This window comes from Kribbella sp. NPDC104740 (genome assembly GCF_055583505.1).
On sequence record NZ_JBVJNV010000002.1, the window covers coordinates 334,386 to 353,981 of the forward strand.

Below are 19,596 nucleotides of genomic sequence, written 5' to 3' on the forward strand. Positions count from 1 at the left end.
TCAGGCAACGAAAGTGGACGGCGGATGTCAATCACCCACCGTTTTCGGATCGAGATCGACAGTCGGTTGCCTGGTGGAACCCCAACGGTTACTTTGCGGTCACATCTGCGTCACCATGAGCTGAACGAGGAGCGGGGGCTGGAGCTGCGATGACGGAGGCACCAGAGGCACAGCTGCGGTTCACACCGGCCGAGCGGGCTCGCGCTGCGCTGGGTGTGGCCCTGGGCGTGGTGTCGCCGGAGGCGGTCGCGCTCGACGACGGCCGGGTGCGGCTGGGCGGTTCCGGCGAGCTGCTGGAGCACGCGGCGATGAACCGCCTGGACACGCGGCTGGCCGCGATGGCTGCCAGGGAGGACGTCACCGACCAGCGGTTGCTGGTGGAGGCGGTCGCCGCGCTGGGCGCTGAGGTCGACCACAGCCGCGGCGGTACGTCGCCGGTGGACGGCGCAACGGCTGCGCTGGACCAATTGCTCGACCTGCCTGACGCCTCCGAGGACGTGCAGGACCAGGCCCGCACAGTGCTGCGCAACGTCCTGGAGAGCAACCAGCTCACGACCGATTCCGCCGTACGCCGCCTGGCGGCCGAGCGGGCCACCGAGCGCGCTCCCCTGGTCGCCGACGCCGTCCGCAACGCGTCAGCCATCCAGCGCGAAGCAGAGCAGCTCGGACGCCCCGGCACTCCCCCAGCTCTCGTACGGCGTACCGGCCGAGGTCGGCACCGCCGCCAGGCCGGCGTCAGGCACCAGAGCGCCGTCCACCGCACCACCGGTACGCCGGCCATCGGCGGCCTCACCACCACCGGCCGCCCGGAGTCGCAGCCCGACCTGACCCCGGCCGAGGCGCTGGAGGCGATCAAGCTCGTCCGGCCCAGCGACCTGCCCGGCGAGATCACCACCCCGAACGACGTCACCAGCCGCGGCCTCGGTCTGGTCACTACCGCCGAGCACGGCAATCACTACTTCCGCGTCGTCGACGAGGAGCCGCCGAACGGCCTGGTCGCGCACACCACCGTCCGCGCGGGCAGCCTGACCGACCCGCACCAGGTCCGGATCGCCGGCCGGGTGCCCGCCGAGCAGCTCCCCCGCATCTGGGCCAGTCAGATCGGTGGCGCGCTGCGGGAGTCCACTTCCAAAGCGCCGACCAGCCTGATCGGCAAGCTCCGGGCGCAGTTCCCCAAGTTCCAGGGCCGCGAACGCCAGGCAGCCGGGCAGTACGACCAGTTCCGGCTGGTCAGCCGGAACTGGCGTGAGGAGCAGCTGCGGGCCACTCCCGACGCCGCCAAGCTGGCCCAACTGCACGGCGAGCTGGAGCAGCTGGCCAGGTCGATCGCTCGCACCGGCCAGCCGGCTCCTGCGCTCCCCGACTCCGAGCGCGGGCTGCAGGTCGTCCCGCAGACCCAGACCGTCGCCGCTCCGGCCGAGCCGAACACGCCTGCCCATCTGCGTGAGCAGGTGGTCCAGGAGATGGCCGGCCTGGAGCACGCCGCCGAAGAGCTCACGCACCGCGCCGAACACCGCCGTACGACGGCCGAGGCCGCGACCAAGGCGGCCGGCGAAGCGAAGAAGAACGCCGACGACGAGGGGAAGCGCAGGGACTCCGCCGCCGGCGTCCGGGCCCACAAGCTCCGCGTCAGCGCGCGCTCATCGGAGTCGAAGGCCGGGCGGCACGAGCAGATCGCTACGTCCTGTGACACCGCGGCGGCCAAGGCCCGCGAGGCTGGTACGGCGTACGGCGCTCTGCTCAGCAAGCTGGACGAGCTGGAGGCTTCGGGCGGCCAGCCGGGGCCGGAGGTGCAGGAGCTCGCCAAGGCCGCGAGCGACAGCGTCACGGCGTACCGGCAGGCTGTGGCCGCGACGCTTCCGCTGGAGGACGTCCAGCACACCGCCATCACGTCCGGCCGCTTCCCGCACCTCACCAAGCTGACCCGCGAGCTGAACGAGGAGCTGGCCCGCCGCGAGAACCCGTTCCGCTACACGCCCGAGGTGCTGCACCGGCGGCTGCGGTCGGCGACCCGGCGGGTGCTGTCGCCGGACGGCGTCCTGCTGACGGTCGGCAGCAACGCCCGGGCCGACGCGAACAGCCTGGTCCAGTTCAAGGTGAAGCTGAACCCCGGCGAGCTGCGCGAGGTGCTGTCCTCGCCGCTGACCTTCGACGAGGGCGCGCTCGCCCAGCTGCGGCAGGGTGGCTTCAGCGTCGGCACCTCCACGATCGAGTCCCTCAACCAGAACGGCGGCGCCGGCCTGAAGACCCTGGCCGCCGTCCTCCCCGACCACAGCTCGGTGAAGCACGCGGCGAACTTCACGTCGGCCTTCGTCACCCCCGGCTTCGAGCACGCCGTCGGCTCCAGCCACTCGGTCGCCACCGGCGCCCAGGAGAACGGTACGTACGGCGCGGTCGAGATCCTCAACGGCGAGATCCTCCGGTACGCCGCCGACGCGCCGCAGTGGCGCTGGCAGGTCCGTCAGGGCGTCACCCAGCCCTGGTCGCAGGTGAACGTCGTCGACTCCGGCGACCCGCAGGACGCCACCCAGCTGGTGATGGGGATCAGCCACACCTACACCGTCGCACCGCCGGCCGAGACGGTCCGGCGCGAGGACCTCGTGTTCGCACCGGACGCCAAGCTGGAGAACCTGGTCAGCGCCGACGAGCTGCCCGAGCTGGTCGCGTCCCGGGTCGACGGGATGGACGACCTGGCCGACGCGGGCATCGCCGGGCTGCAGTCGCGGATCGGCACCCTGGACCGGTCCGCGCACGACCAGATCCGCGCGCTCTGCGCCGACGACGCCCCGGCGTCGCTGACCGAGGCGACCCGGCCGGGCGGTTTCGGCCGGATCATCTACAACGGCGGCCGCGCGGTCGCCTACGCGCAGCTCGAGGCCGAGGTGGTCAAGGAGTCGGCCGAGCTGCTCAGCGACAGCTCCCCCGAGCACAAGATCGAGCGGATCCGGGTCGGCTTCACCGGCGCCACCGGCAGCCAGTCGTTCGGGACCTCGTCGTCCAGCGCGGCCACCCTGGGCTACCCCGGCAAGGAGCTGACCGACGTCTGGACGTCCGACGTCGACTTCGGTCCCAGCGTGCGCGGCGGCCGGAGCGTCTCCCGCGGCGACAGCCTGAACGTGAGCGACGTCGCGATCCACCCCAGCGTGCAGCGCACCGAGGAGACCGTCGGGGTCAAGTTCACCGTCAAGAAGAAGCTCACCTTCCACCGGCTCGACAAGGACGACGAGTCGTTCGACGTCAAGCACGACGGCGCCGCGGTCGTCCGGCTGCCGGAGAACGAGGCACTCGACTACGGGCTGCCGGTCTCCAAGGACGCGCTGGTGCTCGACGAGAACGGGTTCGCCCAGATCAGCGCCGACGGCGGCGTCCTGACCCGCGGCTGCGCGCAGCCGGGCGAGGCGATGAAGCTCCCGGTCTGGATGGGTGACGAGGAAGGGCAGCTGCGCGGCGCCGGGCCGGCGCTGGTGCAGAAGCTGCGTGGCGCTGATCCGGCGTACAAGGCGTTCGTGCAGTACCTCAGCGACGAGGGCTGGGTGCCGGAGCTGCGCAACTTCAAGCCGGTGATGAGCAGCCTGGCCGGTCAGGACGCAGCGCTGGTGGCCAGCAAGCTGGCGAACTTCGAGCGGGTCGCGCAGCAGCTGTCGCAGCACCGGCTGGAGACCGGGTACGACCAGGCCTGCCAGGGCGGCTTCGTGTTCGCGCTGACGCTGCACCACACCGGGAACCTGACCGACGAGCGCACCTTCCGGGTCGCGATCGAGCAGAACTTCTCGGGGAAGAACAAGCCGCGCTGGCTCGGCCTGAACCGCTCGCAGACCGCCGCCAACCTGCACATCGGGTCGAACACGACCAGCCGCTCCCGGAGCCGGTCGAAAGGCCTGCCCTGGTCGGCCCGGTTCGGGTTCAGCAACAAACCCGGCGAAGGCCAGGCCGGCAGTACGCCGGACGGCGGGCCGTCGTACGGGCGGTCGGCGCTGGGCCGGTTCTTCGGCTGGGTCACCGGTACGACGGTCAACGGCGTGACACTGACCGAGAGCTCGGGCGCGCTGGCCGACTTCCGGGTCAGCCACCAGCTGGTCGTCACCGAGGTGCTGCCCGACGGCGACACCGACCCGATCGTCTCCGTCCCGGGCAGCGCGAAGCTCTCGATCGACAGCGAGTTCTGCGACCGCGGCGACGAGCAGTGCGTCGCGATCGACGGTGCGGTCGACCCGCAGCTGCTGCAGTCGGCGACCTGGCAGCACCTGGACGGCGGCGACGTCGCGTCCCGGCTCGCGGCGGCGATGCCCGCGGTGGCCCGGACCGACTCCGCCGCGCTGCACCACCTGGCCGGGTTCGTCAGCGTGCGCAACCTGAACGCGCACCCGGAGATGCTGACCACGCCGTACAGCACCGATCTCGCGGTCAGCCCGCCGCCGTCCGACACCGACCAGGCGATCGCGCAGCGCGGTCTCACCCCGCGCCGCGGCAGCATCTCGCTGACCACCACGATCGAGAACCTCCGGTACGTCGGCAGCGGGCACCCGATCATCGGCGACATCAACCTGACCCTGGACAGCGCCGGGTTCACCACCGGCAGCTCGACCGGCAACACCGTCGGCGCCGGCTTCAGCACCGGATCGGTGGACCCGAGCGGCAACGGCGGCAACGTGTCGGTCGGGGTCAACCGGTCGGGCAACATCTCCAGCTCCAGCAACGAGCTGGCGATCCGTGGTGTCGAGCGGCTGAACATCAAGGACGGGCAGCACTACCAGTTCGTCGGCGACCTGAAGCTGGAGGCGCGGATCAAGGCGACCGGCCTGGCGGCGCCGAAGCGGGTGCCGCTGGACGGCGGCCGGGTGATGCTGACCCTGCCCGAGCGGGACGCGCTGCGGATGTACGGCGAGAAGGAGCTCGCACTGCCGCTGCAGAAGGTCGCCGACGCGGTCGAGCGGCTGCAGGACGGCAACCTCAGCCTCGACCGGCGGACCGCGACCGCGATGATCCGCCGCTACCAGGTCGAGAAGCAGGGGGTGACGACCGGGCTCGCCGGGACGCACACCGACGACCAGCTGAAGGACCTGCTGCGCCGTACGGCGAAGGTCACCAAGCCGCGGTCGCAGCCGGAGACGTTCGAGCAGGTCGCGGCCGACGCGGCCGAGATCGCCGAGCAGCGCGCCGAGGTGGAGCTGCCCGAGCACTACCGGACGACGATGGGCGCCGGGCTGGTCGACCGCGACCTGTTCCGCGACGGCGAGGGGAACGTCAGCACCCTGGAGCGCGAGGTGCACGCGGCGGTCGCCGAGGCGGTCCCGGACGCGATCGAGGACCCGGCCGTGAGCGCGGCGATCCGCAGCCAGCTGGGCGGGATCCGCTGGCGGGGGCACGCCGAGAAGATGAAGGACCCGAGCGGTTTCACGATGGAGCTGCCGTTCGGCGGCGCGGAGCCCGGGACGTCGGCGCCGCGGAACCTGCGGGTCCGGGTCCGGATGGTGCGCACCAGCGCGATCACGATCGACGAGGCGCCGGCCACCGCCAAGGCGGAAGGTGCCGAAGACAAGGAGCAGAGCGAGAACGCGCTGATCATCCTGCAGGGCTACGACTACACCGAGGAAGGGCGCGGGATCACCCGCAGCACCGGGTACACCGGTGACCTCGGCGGCGGGATCACCGACGGCGACGCCGGGTCGGCGGGGTTGAGCACCGAGCTGACCACCGCCGAGTCCTCCCAGGTCGTCGACCAGAACACCCACCTGAGCCGCGCGCTGTGGGCGAAGCCCAAGCGGGTCGAGCACGACTTCCGGCTCGTCATCGACGTCGAGGAGCCCCCCGGTGTCGGCGCCGACACCAAGGGAAAGCTGCGGCAGACCGTCGACCGGTTCCGCAACGACGAGAAGCGCCCGGAGCCGCACCGGCGCGAGGCTACCGGCCGCCTGACGCTCCTGGTCCCCGCGTCCGACGTCAACCAGGTGCCGCTCGACCCGCCGGCCTTCACCGACCACCGCCCGGTGGTCCTGTCGCCGCAGAAGTTCCTGCGCGGCATCCAACTGCACGACCAGAACGGGCAGCTGCCGAACGAGCAGGAGACGATCGACGACCCGGACTTCGACGACGCCCTGGTCACGCGGGTGACCAGCGAGCTGGGCAGCCGGCGCTGGCTCACGCGGGCCGGCGTACAGCTGAACAAGGCGATCATCCGGGAGGAGCTGAACGGCAGCGCCCGGCGGACCGCGTTCGAGCGCTCCGACGGGTCCGGCAGCCCGTGGACGCCTGGTCTGCCGGTGCCCGGTCACGGGTCGCGGCAGGTCCGGCTGCGGCTGCGGGCCGACCTGTCCGGTCTGCAGCTCGTCTCCGACGACGCGGAGGTCGCGCAGCTCGGTGAGGCGCACCGGCACCAGGTCGCCGTCAACACGACCCAGGAGAGCACCCGGCTCGCACCGATCAGCCGGAAGATCGGGACCTCGGACCCGACGACCGGGGTGTCGGTCGGGATGTCGTTCGGCGAGCAGGCCAAGGAGAAGAGCTCCGACACCTCCGGCAACCGCGACGAGACCAACTCCAACGAGTCCGGCGAGCTGGTCACCGTGCAGCTGCTCGTCACCTTCCACGTCGACGCGCGGCGGCAGCGGACGACCCGCGACCACCAGACCAAGATCACCCACGAGGCCACCTTCGAGAACGCGGCGACCGGTGTGGTGACGCTGAGCATGTTCCGGCACGAGTTCGAGGCGATGCAGGCCCGGATGGAGGCCGGGCAGGCACCGATGCAGAACTGGAACCCCGACGAGCTCGCGAAGCTGGCCAAGCGGGTGCCGGTCCGGCGGGTGTCGGCGAGCGAGGTCGTCACCGGGGCCGACGGGTCGCGGACGGTCGCGCCGTACCGGCCGCTGGTCGAGGCGCTCGCGCGGGCGCGCAGCGAGCAGGTCGAGGTGCTGGTCACGATGAAGCAGCAGGACGGCAGCAAGCAGCAGTACCGGGCGCTGCCGAACGGCACGATGGTCGGCCAGGACGACAACGGGTACGGCGCCGCGTTCGGCGCGCTGCACCCGTCGCTGGCGATGCTCGCCGAGGGGAAGGTCGACCTGCGGGCCCTGTACGACGCCAAGGGCGCGGGTGAGCGGTTCAGCGGGATGGTCGTCCAGGCGCTGGAGGACAAGGGCGTGCCCGCGTCGGCGCTGACCGGGCTCGACCACAGCCGCTCCGGGCCGCACAACGAGCCCGAGCGCGCGCAGGGCGCGAAGGCACACGCCGCGCGGCACGTGGCGATGGCCCGCGGCAAACGCGGCAGCGGGATGGGCGTCCAGTGAGCCGCGGCGGCTGGTCTGCGGGCCCGGGCCGCGCGCCCACGAGGCCTGATCCGGCCAGCTTCGGCACCACCCGCGCGAGCTGGGTGAGACTGGAGTCCTTCGAGAGGGGAGCTCGGTGAGCGACGACGAACCGACGTACGCGATCGCCCGGACCGGTGACGAGACGCTGCTGTTCCTGGAGCTGAACCCGTGCCCGGACTGCGGCTCGATCGACACTCCCTGGGAGCACGGGCTCACCGACGAGGACGGCGAGCTGGTGATCAGCTACTCCGGCGTCTGCTCGAGCTGCGGCGCCTCCCGGCAGTACCTGTTCGGTCTGCCGGAGAGCGAGTCGCTCGGCCCGTTCCCGAACTTCGGCGGTCCCGAGGCGTCCGAGCTGATCGACGCCGGCCAGTGGATGGAGGTCGCCGACAGCGCCGCCGCCTCCGTCCCGGACGACGCCGCACCCGACGACGAGCAGGCGACGACGGTGATGGCGGTGGCCCGGGCGGCGGTCGAGGAAGTGCTCAAGTTCGTCCCGCCGGACGCCGACGCCGTACCGGACGACGCCTTCTGGACCGAGGCGGGGCGCGCGCTCCGGGACGCCGAACCCGGTAGGTTTCGGGTGGACAGACTGCTCGTCGTCCGAGACAGCTACAGCGATCCGGGAGTTCTTTGATGCTGACCGCGAGGACCTTGGCCGAGGCCGAGGTCTACCTGAGCGTGCTGGCCACCGCCGTCGAGGCGCCGCGGGTGACCGCGACGCCCGAGACCACCCGCACCGAGGGCGAGGAGGCCTGGACGGTCAGCTCGCCGGCCGGTGAGGTCGAGGTGCTGTACCGCACGGAGGAGGCGGCCCGGCTGAGCGAGGCCCGCTTCGGCCTGGGCAACTCGCTGCTGCTCGACGCGGGCGACTGGGTGCAGCTCGCCTCGGTCTGGGCGCAGCGCGCGCAGGACGCCGACCTGGACTACACCGGCCAGCCCGGCCAGGACCGCGCGACCGTCGAGCTGAACTGGGAGTTCGCCCGCGACGCGATGGCCGAGGCGCTGAAGTTCCTGCCCGACGGCGCCGACGAGGTGCCCGACGACGGCTTCTGGACCGAGCTCGGCCTGCGCACGCACGAGGAGGACCGCGAGCTGTTCACCCGCGCGAAGCTGACCGAGGACTACGAGTTCTACCGCGACACCCTGATCGACTTCCGCAAGCTCTACGGCGAAGGCTGAGGGTCGGTCAGCTCGATCCGCACCGCGCGGGCGTCCACGCCCGCCTGCTCGAGCACCTTCTGCTTGGGATCGGCCACCCCCAACCAGGGTGGCCGGACCAGCCCGCGCAGCTCCTTGAGCCGCGGATCCTCCAGCACGGTGTCGATCGCCTTCCGGTCTCCCCCGGTCACCAGCACGTCCAGCCGGGCCGGCGCCAGAATCCGTACGGCGACCTCGGTCGCCGCGTTGAACGCCTCCCGTGCCTGGTTGTCCCGCCGCCGCGCGAACCGCTGCTGCGACCAGCCACCGGCCTTCGTCGTGCCCTGCACGTGCCGCGAGCCGACCTTCGAGTCGGTCAGCTTTCCCCCGACGAACACCCCCGCGCCGTAGCCACCCCGACGTACCAGCAGCAGCCCAAGCCGCCGCTCCTCCAACACATGAGCGACCAACCCGTCCCGGCTCAACTCGGCGAGCGGCCCGAACGGCACCAGCACCTCGGCGACCGCGCCGTCCTCCCCCACCAGCCGCACCAGCTCGGGCGACACGTCGTACGACGTCGCGCCGTGCCGCTCACCGAAACCGGTCAGCCACCGGTCGAGCCGCTCAGGGGCGACGGAGACGATTCGAGTCACCCGGTGACGCTAGCGCATGCGAAAGCCCGGGCCACCTGACCCGGGCTAGCGCAGTACTGGGGTGTCGCTCAGACGTTGAAGCCGAGCGCGCGGAGCTGGTCGCGACCGTCGTCGGTGATCTTCTCCGGGCCCCACGGCGGCATCCAGACCCAGTTGATCCGGAAGTCGTTGACCAGGCCGTCGAGGGCCATCCGGGTCTGGTCCTCGATCACGTCGGTCAGCGGGCAGGCCGCGGACGTCAGTGTCATGTCGATGATCGCCGTGGTGGTGTCGTCGACGGTGACGCCGTAGATCAGGCCCAGGTCGACGACGTTGATCCCGAGCTCGGGGTCGACGACGTCCTTGAGCGCCTCCGTCACGTCCTCGACGGCGACACTGCCACCAGCCGGCGCCGCGGCCGCCTCGAGGTCCACCTCGGGCAGCTCGATCTTCTCTTCGGTCTGGTCAGGCATTGGTGACTCCCTCTGTCTTGGCAAGCGCCTGGGCGGTGGCGTCACGCCAGGCCGACCAGCCCAGCAGCGCACACTTCACCCGGGCCGGGAACTGGGCGACGCCGGCGAAGGCGACCCCGTCCTCGAGCACGTCCTCGTCCGGTTCCACGTTCCCGCGGCCCTGCATCAGCTCCAGGAACTTCTCGTACGTCGCCATCCCCTCGGCGACCGGCTTGCCGATCACCAGGTCGCTCATCACCGACGTCGCCGCCTGGCTGATCGAGCAACCGACCGACTGGTGCGTCACGCCGGTCACGGTCTCGCCGTCGAGCTCGACGCGCAGCGTGACCTCGTCCCCGCAGGACGGGTTCACGTGGTGCACCTCCACGTCGTACGGCTCCGCCAGGCCCGCGTGGTGCGGGCTGCGGTAGTGGTCCAGGATGATCTCCTGGTACAGGCTGTCCAGCTGCATATCTCAGTCCACCTTGAAGAAGCTTCGGACGAATCCGAGTCCGTCGACGAGCGCGTCGATCTCCTCGGGTGTCGTGTACAGGTAGAAAGACGCTCTGGTCGACGATTGCATTCCGAACCGCTCGTGCACCGGCCGCGCGCAGTGGTGCCCGGCCCGGACGGCGATGCCGCGGGTGTCCAGCACGGTCGACACGTCGTGCGGGTGCACGCCGTCCAGCTCGAAGCTGATCGCTCCGCCACGGTCGACCGCGTCGGTCGGCCCGAGGATCTTCAGCCCCGGCACGGTCTTCAGGCCGTCCAGCGCGTACGCCGTGATGGCCTGCTCGTGGGCGGCGACCTTGTCCATCCCGATCCCGGACAGGTAGTCCAGCGCGGCCCCGAGCCCGACCGACTGCGCGATCGGCGGTGTCCCGGCCTCGAACCGGGCCGGCGGCGGCGCGTACGTCGAACCGGTCATCCGGACGATCTCGATCATCTCGCCACCACCCAGGAACGGCGGCAGCGAGGCGAGCAGGTCGTACCGGCCCCAGAGCACACCGATCCCGGTCGGGCCGACCACCTTGTGACCGGTGAAGGCCAGCAGGTCCGCGCCGAGCGTCGCCACGTCCACCGGGAACTGCGGCACCGCCTGGGACGCGTCGACCACCATCACGGCGCCGACGGCGTGCGCCTTGGCGGCGATCTCGGTGATCGGGTTGATCGTGCCGAGCGCGTTCGAGACCCAGGTCAGCGAGACGACCTTGGTCCGCTCGGTGATCAGCTCCTCGACGTTGCTCAGGTCGAGCCGGCCCTCCTCGGTGACGCCGAACCACTTCAGCGTCGCGCCGGTCCGCTCGCAGGCCAGCTGCCACGGGACGATGTTGCTGTGGTGCTCCATCTCGGAGATCACCACCTCGTCACCGGGCTTCAGGCCGGCCCCGAGCGTGTACGCCGCCAGGTTGAGCGCCTCGGAGGCGTTCTTGGTGAAGACGATCTCGTCGCGGTTGGCCGCGCCGATGAACGCCGCGACCTTGTCCCGGCCACCCTCGTACGCCGCGGTCGCCTCGGCCCCGAGCTGGTGCATCGCGCGGGCCACGTTCGCGTTGTGCTTCAGGTAGTGGTCCTCGAGCGCCTTCACGACCTGCGCCGGCTTCTGCGACGAGTTGGCCGAGTCCAGGTAGACCAGCGGGAACCCGCCCGCGAGCTCGCGGGACAGGATCGGGAAGTCCGCCCGGACCGACTGCAGGTCCAGGGGACTGCTGAAGGTCCGGGCGCTCATCAGGCCTTCGCCCCGGACTTCACGAAGCGCTCGTAGCCGTTGGCCTCGAGCTCGTCGGCCAGCTCCGGGCCACCCTCCTCGGCGACCCGGCCGTCGACGAACACGTGCACGAAGTCCGGCTTGATGTAGCGCAGGATCCGGGTGTAGTGCGTGATCAGCAGGACGCCCTTGTCACCGGCCTCGGCGAACCGGTTGACGCCGGTGGAGACGATCTTCAGCGCGTCGATGTCGAGGCCGGAGTCGGTCTCGTCGAGGATCGCGATCTTCGGGTTCAGCAGCTCCAGCTGGACGATCTCGTGACGCTTCTTCTCACCGCCGGAGAAGCCCTCGTTGACGTTGCGCTGACCGAAGTCGGCGTCCATGTCCAGGTCGGCCAGCGCCTTGTTGACGTCCTTGACCCAGGTGCGCAGCTTCGGGGCCTCGCCGTCGATCGCGGTCTTGGCGGTACGCAGGAAGTTCGACACCGACACGCCGGGGACCTCGACCGGGTACTGCATGGCCAGGAACAGGCCGGCCCGGGCGCGCTCGTCGACGGCCATGTCGAGCACGTCCTCGCCGTCCAGCGTCACGGTACCGCCGGTGACGTTGTACTTCGGGTGGCCGGCGATCGAGTACGCCAGCGTGGACTTGCCGGAACCGTTCGGGCCCATGATCGCGTGCGTCTGACCACCGGCGATGGTCAGGTCGACGCCGCGCAGGATCTCCTTCGGGCCGTTCTCGGTGTCGACCGACACGTGCAGGTCGCGGATCTCGAGTGTCGCCATGGGGGTTCTTCTATCTCCGTCGTTAGGAAGCTTGGTTCAGGGGGTTCTTGACGTCGACCAGGACGTCGTCGCCGTCGAGCCGGACCGGGTAGACCGGGACCGGGTCGTAGGCCGGCAGGCTGGTCGGCTCACCGGTGCGCAGGTCGAACCGGGAGCCGTGCAGCCAGCACTCGATCTCGCAGTTGCCGACGTCGCCCTCGGACAGCTGGATCTGCGCGTGCGAGCACTCGTCGCGGACGGCGAAGTACTGGCCCTCGCTCTTCACGACGGCCACCTCCACCCCGCCGACCTCGGTCGAGACGACCCCTTCGTCGGGGACGTCCGCCACAGCGCAGGCACGCTCGAACGAGTCACTCATGCTCAGGCCTTGGCCGCCGCGGTCAGCTCGGCCGTGCGGGCCAGCTTCTGCTCGATCACCTCGTGCAGGTGCTCGACCACCTCCGGTACGCCGATCCGCCCGATGATGTCGTTGAAGAAGCCCGACACCACCAGCCGGCGGGCGACGTCCTCGGGGATGCCGCGAGCCTGCAGGTAGAACAGCTGCTCGTCGTCGAACCGGCCGGTCGCCGAGGCGTGCCCGGCGCCCTCGATCTCGCCGGTCTCGATCTCCAGGTTCGGCACCGAGTCGGCGCGGGCGCCGTCGGTCAGGACCAGGTTCCGGTTCAGCTCGAAGGTGTCGGTGCCCTCGGCCGCGGCCCGGATCAGCACGTCGCCGATCCAGACCGACCGGGCGTTGTCCCCGGCCAGCGCGCCCTTGTAGAGCACGTTGGACTTGCAGTTGATCGCTTCGTGGTCGACGAAGAGCCGGTTCTCGTGGTGCTGACCGGACTCGGCGAAGTACACGCCCAGCAGCTCGGCGTCGCCACCGGGACCGGCGTACCGGACGTTGGTGGACAGGCGGACGATCTTGCCGCCGAGGGTGACCGCGACGTGGTTCAGCTTGGCGTCGCGGCCGACGACGGCGTCGTGCTGGCCGACGTGGATCGACTCGTGGTCGCCCTGCTGGATCGAGACGACCCGCAGCTCGGCGCCGTCACCGACGACGATCTCCACGTTGGCGCCGTACTCGCCGGAGCCGGTGTGGTCGACGATCACGGTCGCCCGGCTGTGCCGGCCGGCCTCGATCACCAGGTGCCCGTAGCCACGGCCGCCGAGGCTCGCGACGTTCACGTGCACCGGCTCGGACAGCTCGGCCTCGACCGGGATCCGGACCGCGAGCGCGTCGGCGGCGTGGCTCCAGGCGACGGCGGCGATCCGGTCCTGCGGGGTGAGCGCCTTCAGCGCGTCGACGGCGACGGTCTCGACGACGACGCCCTCAGGGCCGCGCGCCTCGATCTTCGGCGACTCGGTGCCCGCCTCGTCGGCGTACAGGCCCTTGAGGGCCTTGACCGGGGTGAAGCGCCACTCCTCCTCGCGGCCGTTCGGCACCGGGAAGTCGGCGACGTCGTACGACGTGGTCCGCTCGCTCCGGGCCTGCAACGGCACCGGGGACCCCGGTCCGTGGGAGTGCGCCCGGTTGCCGGTGGCAACCAGGGTCTCGGTGGCGGTCATCAGCCGACGGCCCCTTCCATCTGCAGCTCGATCAGTCGGTTCAGTTCCAGCGCGTACTCCATCGGGAGCTCGCGGGCGATCGGCTCGATGAAGCCGCGGACGATCATCGCCATCGCCTCGTCCTCGGCCATCCCGCGGCTCATCAGGTAGAAGAGCTGGTCGTCACTGACCTTGGAGACGGTCGCCTCGTGCCCCATCGCGACGTCGTCCTCGCGGACGTCGACGTACGGGTAGGTGTCGGAGCGGCTGATGGTGTCGACCAGCAGCGCGTCGCAGCGCACCGTGGACTTGCTGTGGTGCGCGCCCGGCGCCACCTCGACCAGACCCCGGTAGGACGTCCGGCCGCCACCGCGGGCCACCGACTTCGACACGATCGAGCTGGAGGTGTGCGGCGCGTTGTGCACCATCTTGGAGCCGGCGTCCTGGTGCTGGCCCTCGCCCGCGAACGCGACCGACAGCGTCTCGCCCTTGGCGTGCTCGCCCATCAGGTACACGGCCGGGTACTTCATCGTCACCTTGGAACCGATGTTGCCGTCGATCCACTCCATCGTCGCGCCCTCTTCGCAGGTGGCGCGCTTGGTGACCAGGTTGTAGACGTTGTTCGACCAGTTCTGGATCGTCGTGTAGCGGCAGCGGGCGCCCTTCTTCACGATGATCTCGACCACCGCGGAGTGCAGCGAGTCCGACTTGTAGATCGGCGCCGTGCAGCCCTCGACGTAGTGCACGTAGGCGTCCTCGTCGACGATGATCAGGGTCCGCTCGAACTGGCCCATGTTCTCGGTGTTGATCCGGAAGTAGGCCTGCAGCGGGATGTCCACCTTGACGCCCTTGGGCACGTAGATGAACGAGCCACCGGACCAGACCGCGGTGTTCAGCGCGGCGAACTTGTTGTCGCCGACCGGGATCACCGAGCCGAAGTACTCCTGGAACAGCTCCGGGTGCTCCTTCAGGCCGGTGTCGGTGTCGAGGAAGATGACACCCTGCTCCTCCAGGTCCTCGCGGATCTGGTGGTAGACGACCTCGGACTCGTACTGCGCGGCGACGCCGGCCACCAGGCGCTGCTTCTCCGCCTCCGGGATGCCGAGCTTGTCGTAGGTGTTCTTGATGTCCTCGGGCAGGTCCTCCCAGCTGGAGGCCTGCTTCTCGGTCGACCGGACGAAGTACTTGATGTTGTCGAAGTCGATCCCGGACAGGTCCGCACCCCACGACGGCATCGGCTTGCGGTCGAAGAGCTTCAGGCCCTTCATCCGCAGGTCGAGCATCCACTCCGGCTCGCTCTTGAGGGTGGAGATGCCCGCGACCACGTCGGCGCTCAGGCCGCGCTTGGCGACCGCGCCGGCGGCGTCGGAGTCGGCCCAGCCGTACTGGTAGTTGCCGAGGCCTTCCAGTTCGGGGTGAGCGGTTTGCGTCATCGTGCAGTCCTCGCAGATTCGCCGTCGGATACAGGAGAGACCGGCTCGGACACAGGGTGCGAGCCGGGGATGTGCGTCGTGCAGACCCCGTCGCCGTGGGCGATCGTGGCCAGTCTCTGGACGTGCTTGCCGAGCAGGCGGGAGAACACCTCGGTCTCGGCCTCGCACAGCTGGGGGAACTGCTCGGCCACGTGCGCGACCGGGCAGTGGTGCTGGCACAGCTGGGCGCCGGCACCGGCCTGCTGGGTGGAGGCGGCGTACCCGTCGCTGCTCAGCGCCTGGGCCAGCACCTGGGTGCGCTCGCCCTCCGGGGCCGCGTCCAGCAGCTCGCGGTACCGGTCCTCGACCTCGGCGACCCGGCGGCGCGCGAACTCCGCCACCGCCTCGTCACCGCCGGCCTCGGCGATGAACTGCAGTGCCGTCGCGGCCAGGTCGTCGTACGCCTGGTGGAACGCGTGCCGGCCGCTGTCGGTCAGCACGAACACCTTGGCCGGGCGGCCCCGGCCGCGCGGTCCGTAGACCCGCTCCTCGCGGGACTCCACGAGCCCCTCGCCGAGCAGGTGGTCCAGGTGCCGGCGGACCGCCGCCGGGGTCAGCTCGAGCCGTTCGGCCAGCACCGCGGCGCTGGACGGCCCGTTGGTCAGGATCGAGCGGGCGACCCGGTCCCGGGTGGACTCGTCCCGCGCCGCCGCGGCGCCCGAGGGCGTGCGGTTCGAAGGCGTGGGAGTTTTCACAACATCAGTGTCGCGTAATTGCCAGGGCCCTTCAAATAAGGCTGCCCTAACCGGTTCACGCCGTTCCGCCTCAGCTCGAGGCGAGGCGTGAGCAGCGTCACGTCGGTTCGTTTCCTACACTGCACACGTGCCAGTCGCGGTGGAGATCGACAACCTAGTCGTCCGGTACGGCGAGAAGACCGCTGTCGACGGCCTCACTCTCACCGTAACCGGCGGAACCGTCACGTCCGTGCTCGGCCCCAACGGGGCCGGCAAGACGACGACCGTGGAGACCCTGGAGGGTTTCCGGCGGCCGGACTCCGGCGCGGTCCGGGTGCTCGGGCTCGACCCGGTCGCCGACCACGACGAGCTGATGCCGCGGATCGGCGTGATGCTGCAGGAGGGCGGCGCCTGGTCCGGCGTCCGCGCGCTGGAGATGCTCCGGTACGCCGCGTCGCTGCACGCGCACCCGCTCGACCTGCCGGCGCTGGTCGAGCGCCTGGATCTGGGGACCTGCGGCAAGACGCCGTACCGGCGGTTGTCGGGCGGGCAGAAGCAGCGGCTGTCGCTGGCGCTGGCCATCGTCGGGCGCCCGGAGATCGCGTTCCTGGACGAGCCGACCACCGGCCTGGACCCGCACGGGCGCCGGGAGATCTGGCAGCTGATCCGCGACCTGCGCGAGGACGGCGTCACCGTCGTACTGACGACGCACGCGATGGACGAGGCCGAGCAGCTGTCCGACCAGGTGCACGTGCTGTCGGCCGGCAAGGTGATCGCTTCCGGCAGCCCGGACGCTCTCACCGAGCACGGCGCCAAGACCCTCGAAGACGTATACCTGGCGTTGACGGCGCCGCCCGCCCGGGAGACGAAGTGAGCAGGACCATGCCGGACATGCCAGTGACGACCTACGCTCCGCGACCTGGCTCGGCGCCCTGGCCGCGCAAGGTGCTGGCGCACGCGCAGATGGAGTTCCGGCTGCTCCTGCGCAACGGCGAGCAGCTGCTGCTGGCGCTGGTGATCCCGCTGGGGCTCCTGCTGTTGCTGGGCGGCACTGGTCTTGGCGACCGCCTGCCACTCGGTGAGGGTCGCGCTGTCGACCTCGCCGTACCGCGGGTGCTGGCGCTGGCTGTGCTGTCGAGCTCGTTCACGTCACTGGCGATCGCCACCGGCTTCGAGCGCCGGTACGGCGTGATCAAGCGCCTCGGCGCCTCTCCCCTGTCCCGGACCGGTCTGCTCGCCGGGAAGATCGCCTCGGTGCTGGCCATCCAGCTGATCCAGCTGGTCGTTCTGATCGGCGCCGGGTTCGCGCTCGGGTGGAAGCCGAACGGTGGTGTCGACGCGGTCGTCGGGATCGTGCTGATGGTCCTGTGCGGTACGGCGGCATTCGCGTCGCTCGGGCTGCTGATGGCCGGGACGCTGCGGGCCGAGGCGACGCTGGCTGCGGCCAACCTGCTCTACCTGTTGCTGCTGGTCGGCGGCGCGATCATGACGCCGGTCGACGAGTACCCGGAAGGCATGCAGGGCGTCGTCCGGCTGCTGCCGAGTGCTGCACTGGCCAACGGGTTCGCGCACTCGACTGTGCAGGGAGTCATCCCCTGGGCCGCTGTGCTGTCGCTGACGCTGTGGGCGGCGGTGCTCGGGTACCTGGTGTCCCGGACCTTCCGCTGGGACTGAAACGGTGCACATTAGAGTGTGCCGGTGATGAGCACCGAGACCCCGGCCCCCGCCACCGAGCCGCCCGTCACCGGATTCTGGCGACTGATCCCCGAGCCGAGCCTGGACGTCGTCCGGCGCTGGGGCTGGGCGTCCGTGATCGTCAACATCGGCATCGTGGTGACCGGTGGTCTGGTCCGGCTGACCGGCTCCGGCCTGGGCTGCCCGACCTGGCCGCAGTGCACCGACTCGTCGTACGTGCCGCACCCGGAGCTCGGGATGCACGGCGCGATCGAGTTCGGCAACCGGATGCTCGGGTTCGTCGTCGCGGTGGTGGCGATCGGGACCTGGCTGGCGGTGATGCGGTACCGGCCCAAGCGCAAGGACCTGCGCCGGCTCGCGACCGCGGCCGCGCTCGGCGTACCGCTGCAGGCCGTCATCGGCGGCATCAGCGTGCTGACCGGGCTGAACCCGTGGATCGTCTCCGCGCACTTCCTGGTCTCGCCGATCATCATCACCTTGACCGTGTCGATGATGCGGCGCTCGCGAACGAGTCCTTATCCCCACACTCCCCCGGTGGTGCGTGCGCTCGCGACCGCTTCGGTGGTGGCGGTCTGGCTGGCCGTTGCCCTGGGCACCCTTGTCACCGGCGCCGGCCCGCACTCGGGTGATCCCGAGACCGGCCGCAACGGCTTCGACGAGGAGCTGATCAGCCAGCTGCACGCGGACGTGGTGTTCGCACTGCTCGGCGTGACGATCGCGCTGGTGATCGCGACCCGCGTCACCGCCACCTCGCGGACGCTGCGCAAGCTCGCGGCCTGGTTGCTGGCGATGGAGCTGCTGCAGGGCGTCGTCGGCTTCACCCAGTACTTCACCGGGCTGCCGTGGGTGCTGGTGCTCATCCACATGTTCTTCGCCGCCGTACTGATCGCGCTGGTGACAGCGGTGTACGGCGAACGCGGTACGCCTGCGACGTAGGACAGCACCCGAGGCGTCCGGTCGGGTGAGACGGCCGGACGCCCCGGGCTGATCAGGGAGCCGCTAGTGCACGCGGTAGATGGCTCCTGGACCGAAGACGGGCGACGAGACGTACAGCTCGCCCCATCTGCTCCACGCGGCACCGCCCGGCAGCTGGAGCTTGCCGCGGGCCACTTCCTTGCGGGGACCGCCGTAGTGCCACTTGTTCGGCCACTGGACGATCAGCGAGCCGACAGCGGTCGGTTGACCACTGACCTCCCAGCGCAGCCAGCTGTCCCGGGCCAGCTGAACGGCGGCGATCGCACCGCGCGGCCCACCGGCCAGGTCGACGATCGACGTGTAGCCGTCCGCCCAGCGCTGGCAGTTGCCCTTGTACGGCTTGTACGGGTCACAGACCGCGCCCACCGAGCCCGGTTTGATCCGCCAGATCTGCGACGTGCCCGGCGTGGCCGGGAAGCCGCGCAGCTCGCCGACGTACCAGTAGCCGTCGGAGCCGACCGTGACCGACGTGGCGACCGCCTCGCTGTTGACCGGCGTACCGGCCGGCGGGAAGTCCGGCGGCGGCGGGTAGCCGGCCGGGGTCTTGACCATCCGCGGCTTCAGCCGGGCGACGGTCTTGATGTGCCCGTTCGGCCAGACCCGCAGCAGGTCGTTGCCCGCGGCGTCCGCGACCAGCACCGTCCCGTCCCGCAGCGCCGCGACCCCGAACGGGTTGCTCTCGGTCGGCTGCCCTTCCTGGTCGTCCGGGTCGGGGTCCTTCAGCTGGTACTTACCGATGTCGGCGACCTTGATCGGCGCGTGGCCGGGCCACAGCTTGTAGAGCGTCGCCGCGCCCGGTGTAAGCGGTGCACCCGGCTCCCCGCCGGCTCCGGTCAGCGCGTACGTCGTACCCCAGACGTTGGTGTCGATGGCGGGTGCGAAACCACCGGGGACCGTACCGAGCTTGCGGATCTTCTTCCCGCTGGACCAGGCCTCCCAGACCGAGCCGTCACCGGTGCTGTAGATGACCTTCGACCAGAACGTCGACACCCCGCGCGGTGAGTCCACTCCCGTCACCACGGGTTTGAGCCAGTTCGCCCCCGACGCCTCAGCCGGAGCCGCCACCAGCACCGACCCCACCAGCACGGCCGCCGAAACAGCAGCCAGACGTGCTTTTGCTACCCCCACTAGTTTCCCCCTAGTGTCCTGCCTCCCCAGGGTGGAGTACCGCTCCACAGACCACCCCATGGCAGCACCGCAAACCCATCAGGTCAACGGGAGGACTC

Annotated in this window: 16 protein-coding genes; 6 read left to right on the top strand and 10 right to left on the bottom strand. The window is 70.6% G+C overall.

What is annotated here, in order from left to right; translation table 11 throughout:
- Positions 1–149 precede the first annotated feature (149 nt).
- The 3 genes from ACZ6Z4_RS11205 to ACZ6Z4_RS11215 all read left to right on the top strand — a co-directional run bounded on the left by ACZ6Z4_RS11205 (position 150) and on the right by ACZ6Z4_RS11215 (position 8,489).
- Entirely contained in the window at positions 150–7,286 is a 7,137-nt protein-coding gene (locus ACZ6Z4_RS11205) for a hypothetical protein (RefSeq protein ID WP_465561526.1), read from the top strand.
- A gap of 115 nt (positions 7,287–7,401) precedes the next feature.
- Positions 7,402–7,944: a hypothetical protein gene (locus ACZ6Z4_RS11210; RefSeq protein WP_465561528.1), complete on the top strand. Its 543-nt coding sequence runs from the start codon at positions 7,402–7,404 to the stop codon at positions 7,942–7,944.
- Positions 7,944–8,489, top strand: a complete 546-nt coding sequence (locus ACZ6Z4_RS11215; RefSeq protein ID WP_465561530.1) for a hypothetical protein — start codon at positions 7,944–7,946, stop codon at positions 8,487–8,489. Before ACZ6Z4_RS11210 ends, ACZ6Z4_RS11215 begins: the two co-directional genes overlap by 1 nt.
- On the opposite strand, the gene ACZ6Z4_RS11220 is transcribed toward ACZ6Z4_RS11215, so the two are convergent.
- The 9 genes from ACZ6Z4_RS11220 to ACZ6Z4_RS11260 form a co-directional block, all read right to left on the bottom strand.
- The gene (locus tag ACZ6Z4_RS11220; protein ID WP_465561533.1) at positions 8,474–9,100 is read right to left on the bottom strand and encodes an acVLRF1 family peptidyl-tRNA hydrolase; all 627 of its coding nucleotides are present in this window, start codon (positions 9,098–9,100) and stop codon (positions 8,474–8,476) included. The two genes, ACZ6Z4_RS11215 and ACZ6Z4_RS11220, sit on opposite strands and share 16 nt — an antisense overlap.
- A gap of 68 nt (positions 9,101–9,168) precedes the next feature.
- Positions 9,169–9,552, bottom strand: a complete 384-nt coding sequence (locus ACZ6Z4_RS11225) for a metal-sulfur cluster assembly factor (RefSeq protein ID WP_363674114.1) — start codon at positions 9,550–9,552, stop codon at positions 9,169–9,171.
- Positions 9,545–10,003 (bottom strand): Fe-S cluster assembly sulfur transfer protein SufU, encoded by a 459-nt coding sequence (sufU, locus tag ACZ6Z4_RS11230; protein WP_363674112.1) that lies wholly within the window; start codon positions 10,001–10,003, stop codon positions 9,545–9,547. The genes ACZ6Z4_RS11225 and sufU overlap by 8 nt, the downstream gene beginning before the upstream one ends.
- Positions 10,004–10,006: 3 nt before the next feature.
- On the bottom strand, positions 10,007–11,260 hold the full coding sequence (locus ACZ6Z4_RS11235) for a cysteine desulfurase (RefSeq protein WP_465561536.1): 1,254 nt from the start codon (positions 11,258–11,260) through the stop codon (positions 10,007–10,009).
- Positions 11,260–12,024, bottom strand: a complete 765-nt coding sequence (gene sufC / locus ACZ6Z4_RS11240; RefSeq protein ID WP_465561538.1) for a Fe-S cluster assembly ATPase SufC — start codon at positions 12,022–12,024, stop codon at positions 11,260–11,262. The genes ACZ6Z4_RS11235 and sufC overlap by 1 nt, the downstream gene beginning before the upstream one ends.
- Before the next feature lie 22 nt (positions 12,025–12,046).
- Entirely contained in the window at positions 12,047–12,382 is a 336-nt protein-coding gene (locus ACZ6Z4_RS11245) for a non-heme iron oxygenase ferredoxin subunit (protein WP_363674106.1), read from the bottom strand.
- A 2-nt stretch (positions 12,383–12,384) separates the two neighbouring features.
- Positions 12,385–13,575 (bottom strand): Fe-S cluster assembly protein SufD, encoded by a 1,191-nt coding sequence (gene sufD, locus ACZ6Z4_RS11250; RefSeq protein WP_465561541.1) that lies wholly within the window; start codon positions 13,573–13,575, stop codon positions 12,385–12,387.
- Complete coding sequence (gene sufB, locus ACZ6Z4_RS11255; protein WP_465561543.1) at positions 13,575–14,987, bottom strand: Fe-S cluster assembly protein SufB; 1,413 nt, start codon at positions 14,985–14,987, stop codon at positions 13,575–13,577. The genes sufD and sufB overlap by 1 nt, the downstream gene beginning before the upstream one ends.
- Positions 14,984–15,721 (bottom strand): helix-turn-helix transcriptional regulator, encoded by a 738-nt coding sequence (locus ACZ6Z4_RS11260; RefSeq protein WP_363674100.1) that lies wholly within the window; start codon positions 15,719–15,721, stop codon positions 14,984–14,986. The genes sufB and ACZ6Z4_RS11260 overlap by 4 nt, the downstream gene beginning before the upstream one ends.
- A 127-nt stretch (positions 15,722–15,848) precedes the next feature.
- Between ACZ6Z4_RS11260 and ACZ6Z4_RS11265 the strand changes: the two genes are divergently transcribed.
- The 3 genes from ACZ6Z4_RS11265 to ACZ6Z4_RS11275 are packed head-to-tail and all read left to right on the top strand — an operon-like array spanning position 15,849 to position 18,331.
- Positions 15,849–16,574, top strand: a complete 726-nt coding sequence (locus ACZ6Z4_RS11265; RefSeq protein WP_363674098.1) for an ABC transporter ATP-binding protein — start codon at positions 15,849–15,851, stop codon at positions 16,572–16,574.
- A gap of 17 nt (positions 16,575–16,591) precedes the next feature.
- Complete coding sequence (locus ACZ6Z4_RS11270; protein WP_465561546.1) at positions 16,592–17,374, top strand: ABC transporter permease; 783 nt, start codon at positions 16,592–16,594, stop codon at positions 17,372–17,374.
- A 27-nt stretch (positions 17,375–17,401) separates the two neighbouring features.
- A complete protein-coding gene (locus tag ACZ6Z4_RS11275; protein ID WP_363674094.1) occupies positions 17,402–18,331 on the top strand; it encodes a COX15/CtaA family protein in 930 nt (309 codons plus the stop codon).
- 63 nt (positions 18,332–18,394) lie between these two features.
- On the opposite strand, the gene ACZ6Z4_RS11280 is transcribed toward ACZ6Z4_RS11275, so the two are convergent.
- Positions 18,395–19,435, bottom strand: a complete 1,041-nt coding sequence (locus ACZ6Z4_RS11280; RefSeq protein ID WP_465561549.1) for a ScyD/ScyE family protein — start codon at positions 19,433–19,435, stop codon at positions 18,395–18,397.
- Positions 19,436–19,596: the final 161 nt, after the last annotated feature.

Bases quoted from the DNA above. Each gene is read 5' to 3' on its own strand.
- ACZ6Z4_RS11205 (WP_465561526.1), top strand. From the start codon at position 150: ATGACGGAGGCACCAGAGGCACAGCTGCGGTTCACACCGGCCGAGCGG.
- ACZ6Z4_RS11275 (WP_363674094.1), top strand. From the start codon at position 17,402: ATGAGCACCGAGACCCCGGCCCCCGCCACCGAGCCGCCCGTCACCGGA.
- ACZ6Z4_RS11215 (WP_465561530.1), top strand. From the start codon at position 7,944: ATGCTGACCGCGAGGACCTTGGCCGAGGCCGAGGTCTACCTGAGCGTG.
- ACZ6Z4_RS11270 (WP_465561546.1), top strand. From the start codon at position 16,592: ATGCCAGTGACGACCTACGCTCCGCGACCTGGCTCGGCGCCCTGGCCG.
- ACZ6Z4_RS11235 (WP_465561536.1), bottom strand. From the start codon at position 11,260: ATGAGCGCCCGGACCTTCAGCAGTCCCCTGGACCTGCAGTCGGTCCGG.
- ACZ6Z4_RS11245 (WP_363674106.1), bottom strand. From the start codon at position 12,382: ATGAGTGACTCGTTCGAGCGTGCCTGCGCTGTGGCGGACGTCCCCGAC.
- sufC (WP_465561538.1), bottom strand. From the start codon at position 12,024: ATGGCGACACTCGAGATCCGCGACCTGCACGTGTCGGTCGACACCGAG.
- sufD (WP_465561541.1), bottom strand. From the start codon at position 13,575: ATGACCGCCACCGAGACCCTGGTTGCCACCGGCAACCGGGCGCACTCC.
- ACZ6Z4_RS11225 (WP_363674114.1), bottom strand. From the start codon at position 9,552: ATGCCTGACCAGACCGAAGAGAAGATCGAGCTGCCCGAGGTGGACCTC.
- sufU (WP_363674112.1), bottom strand. From the start codon at position 10,003: ATGCAGCTGGACAGCCTGTACCAGGAGATCATCCTGGACCACTACCGC.
- sufB (WP_465561543.1), bottom strand. From the start codon at position 14,987: ATGACGCAAACCGCTCACCCCGAACTGGAAGGCCTCGGCAACTACCAG.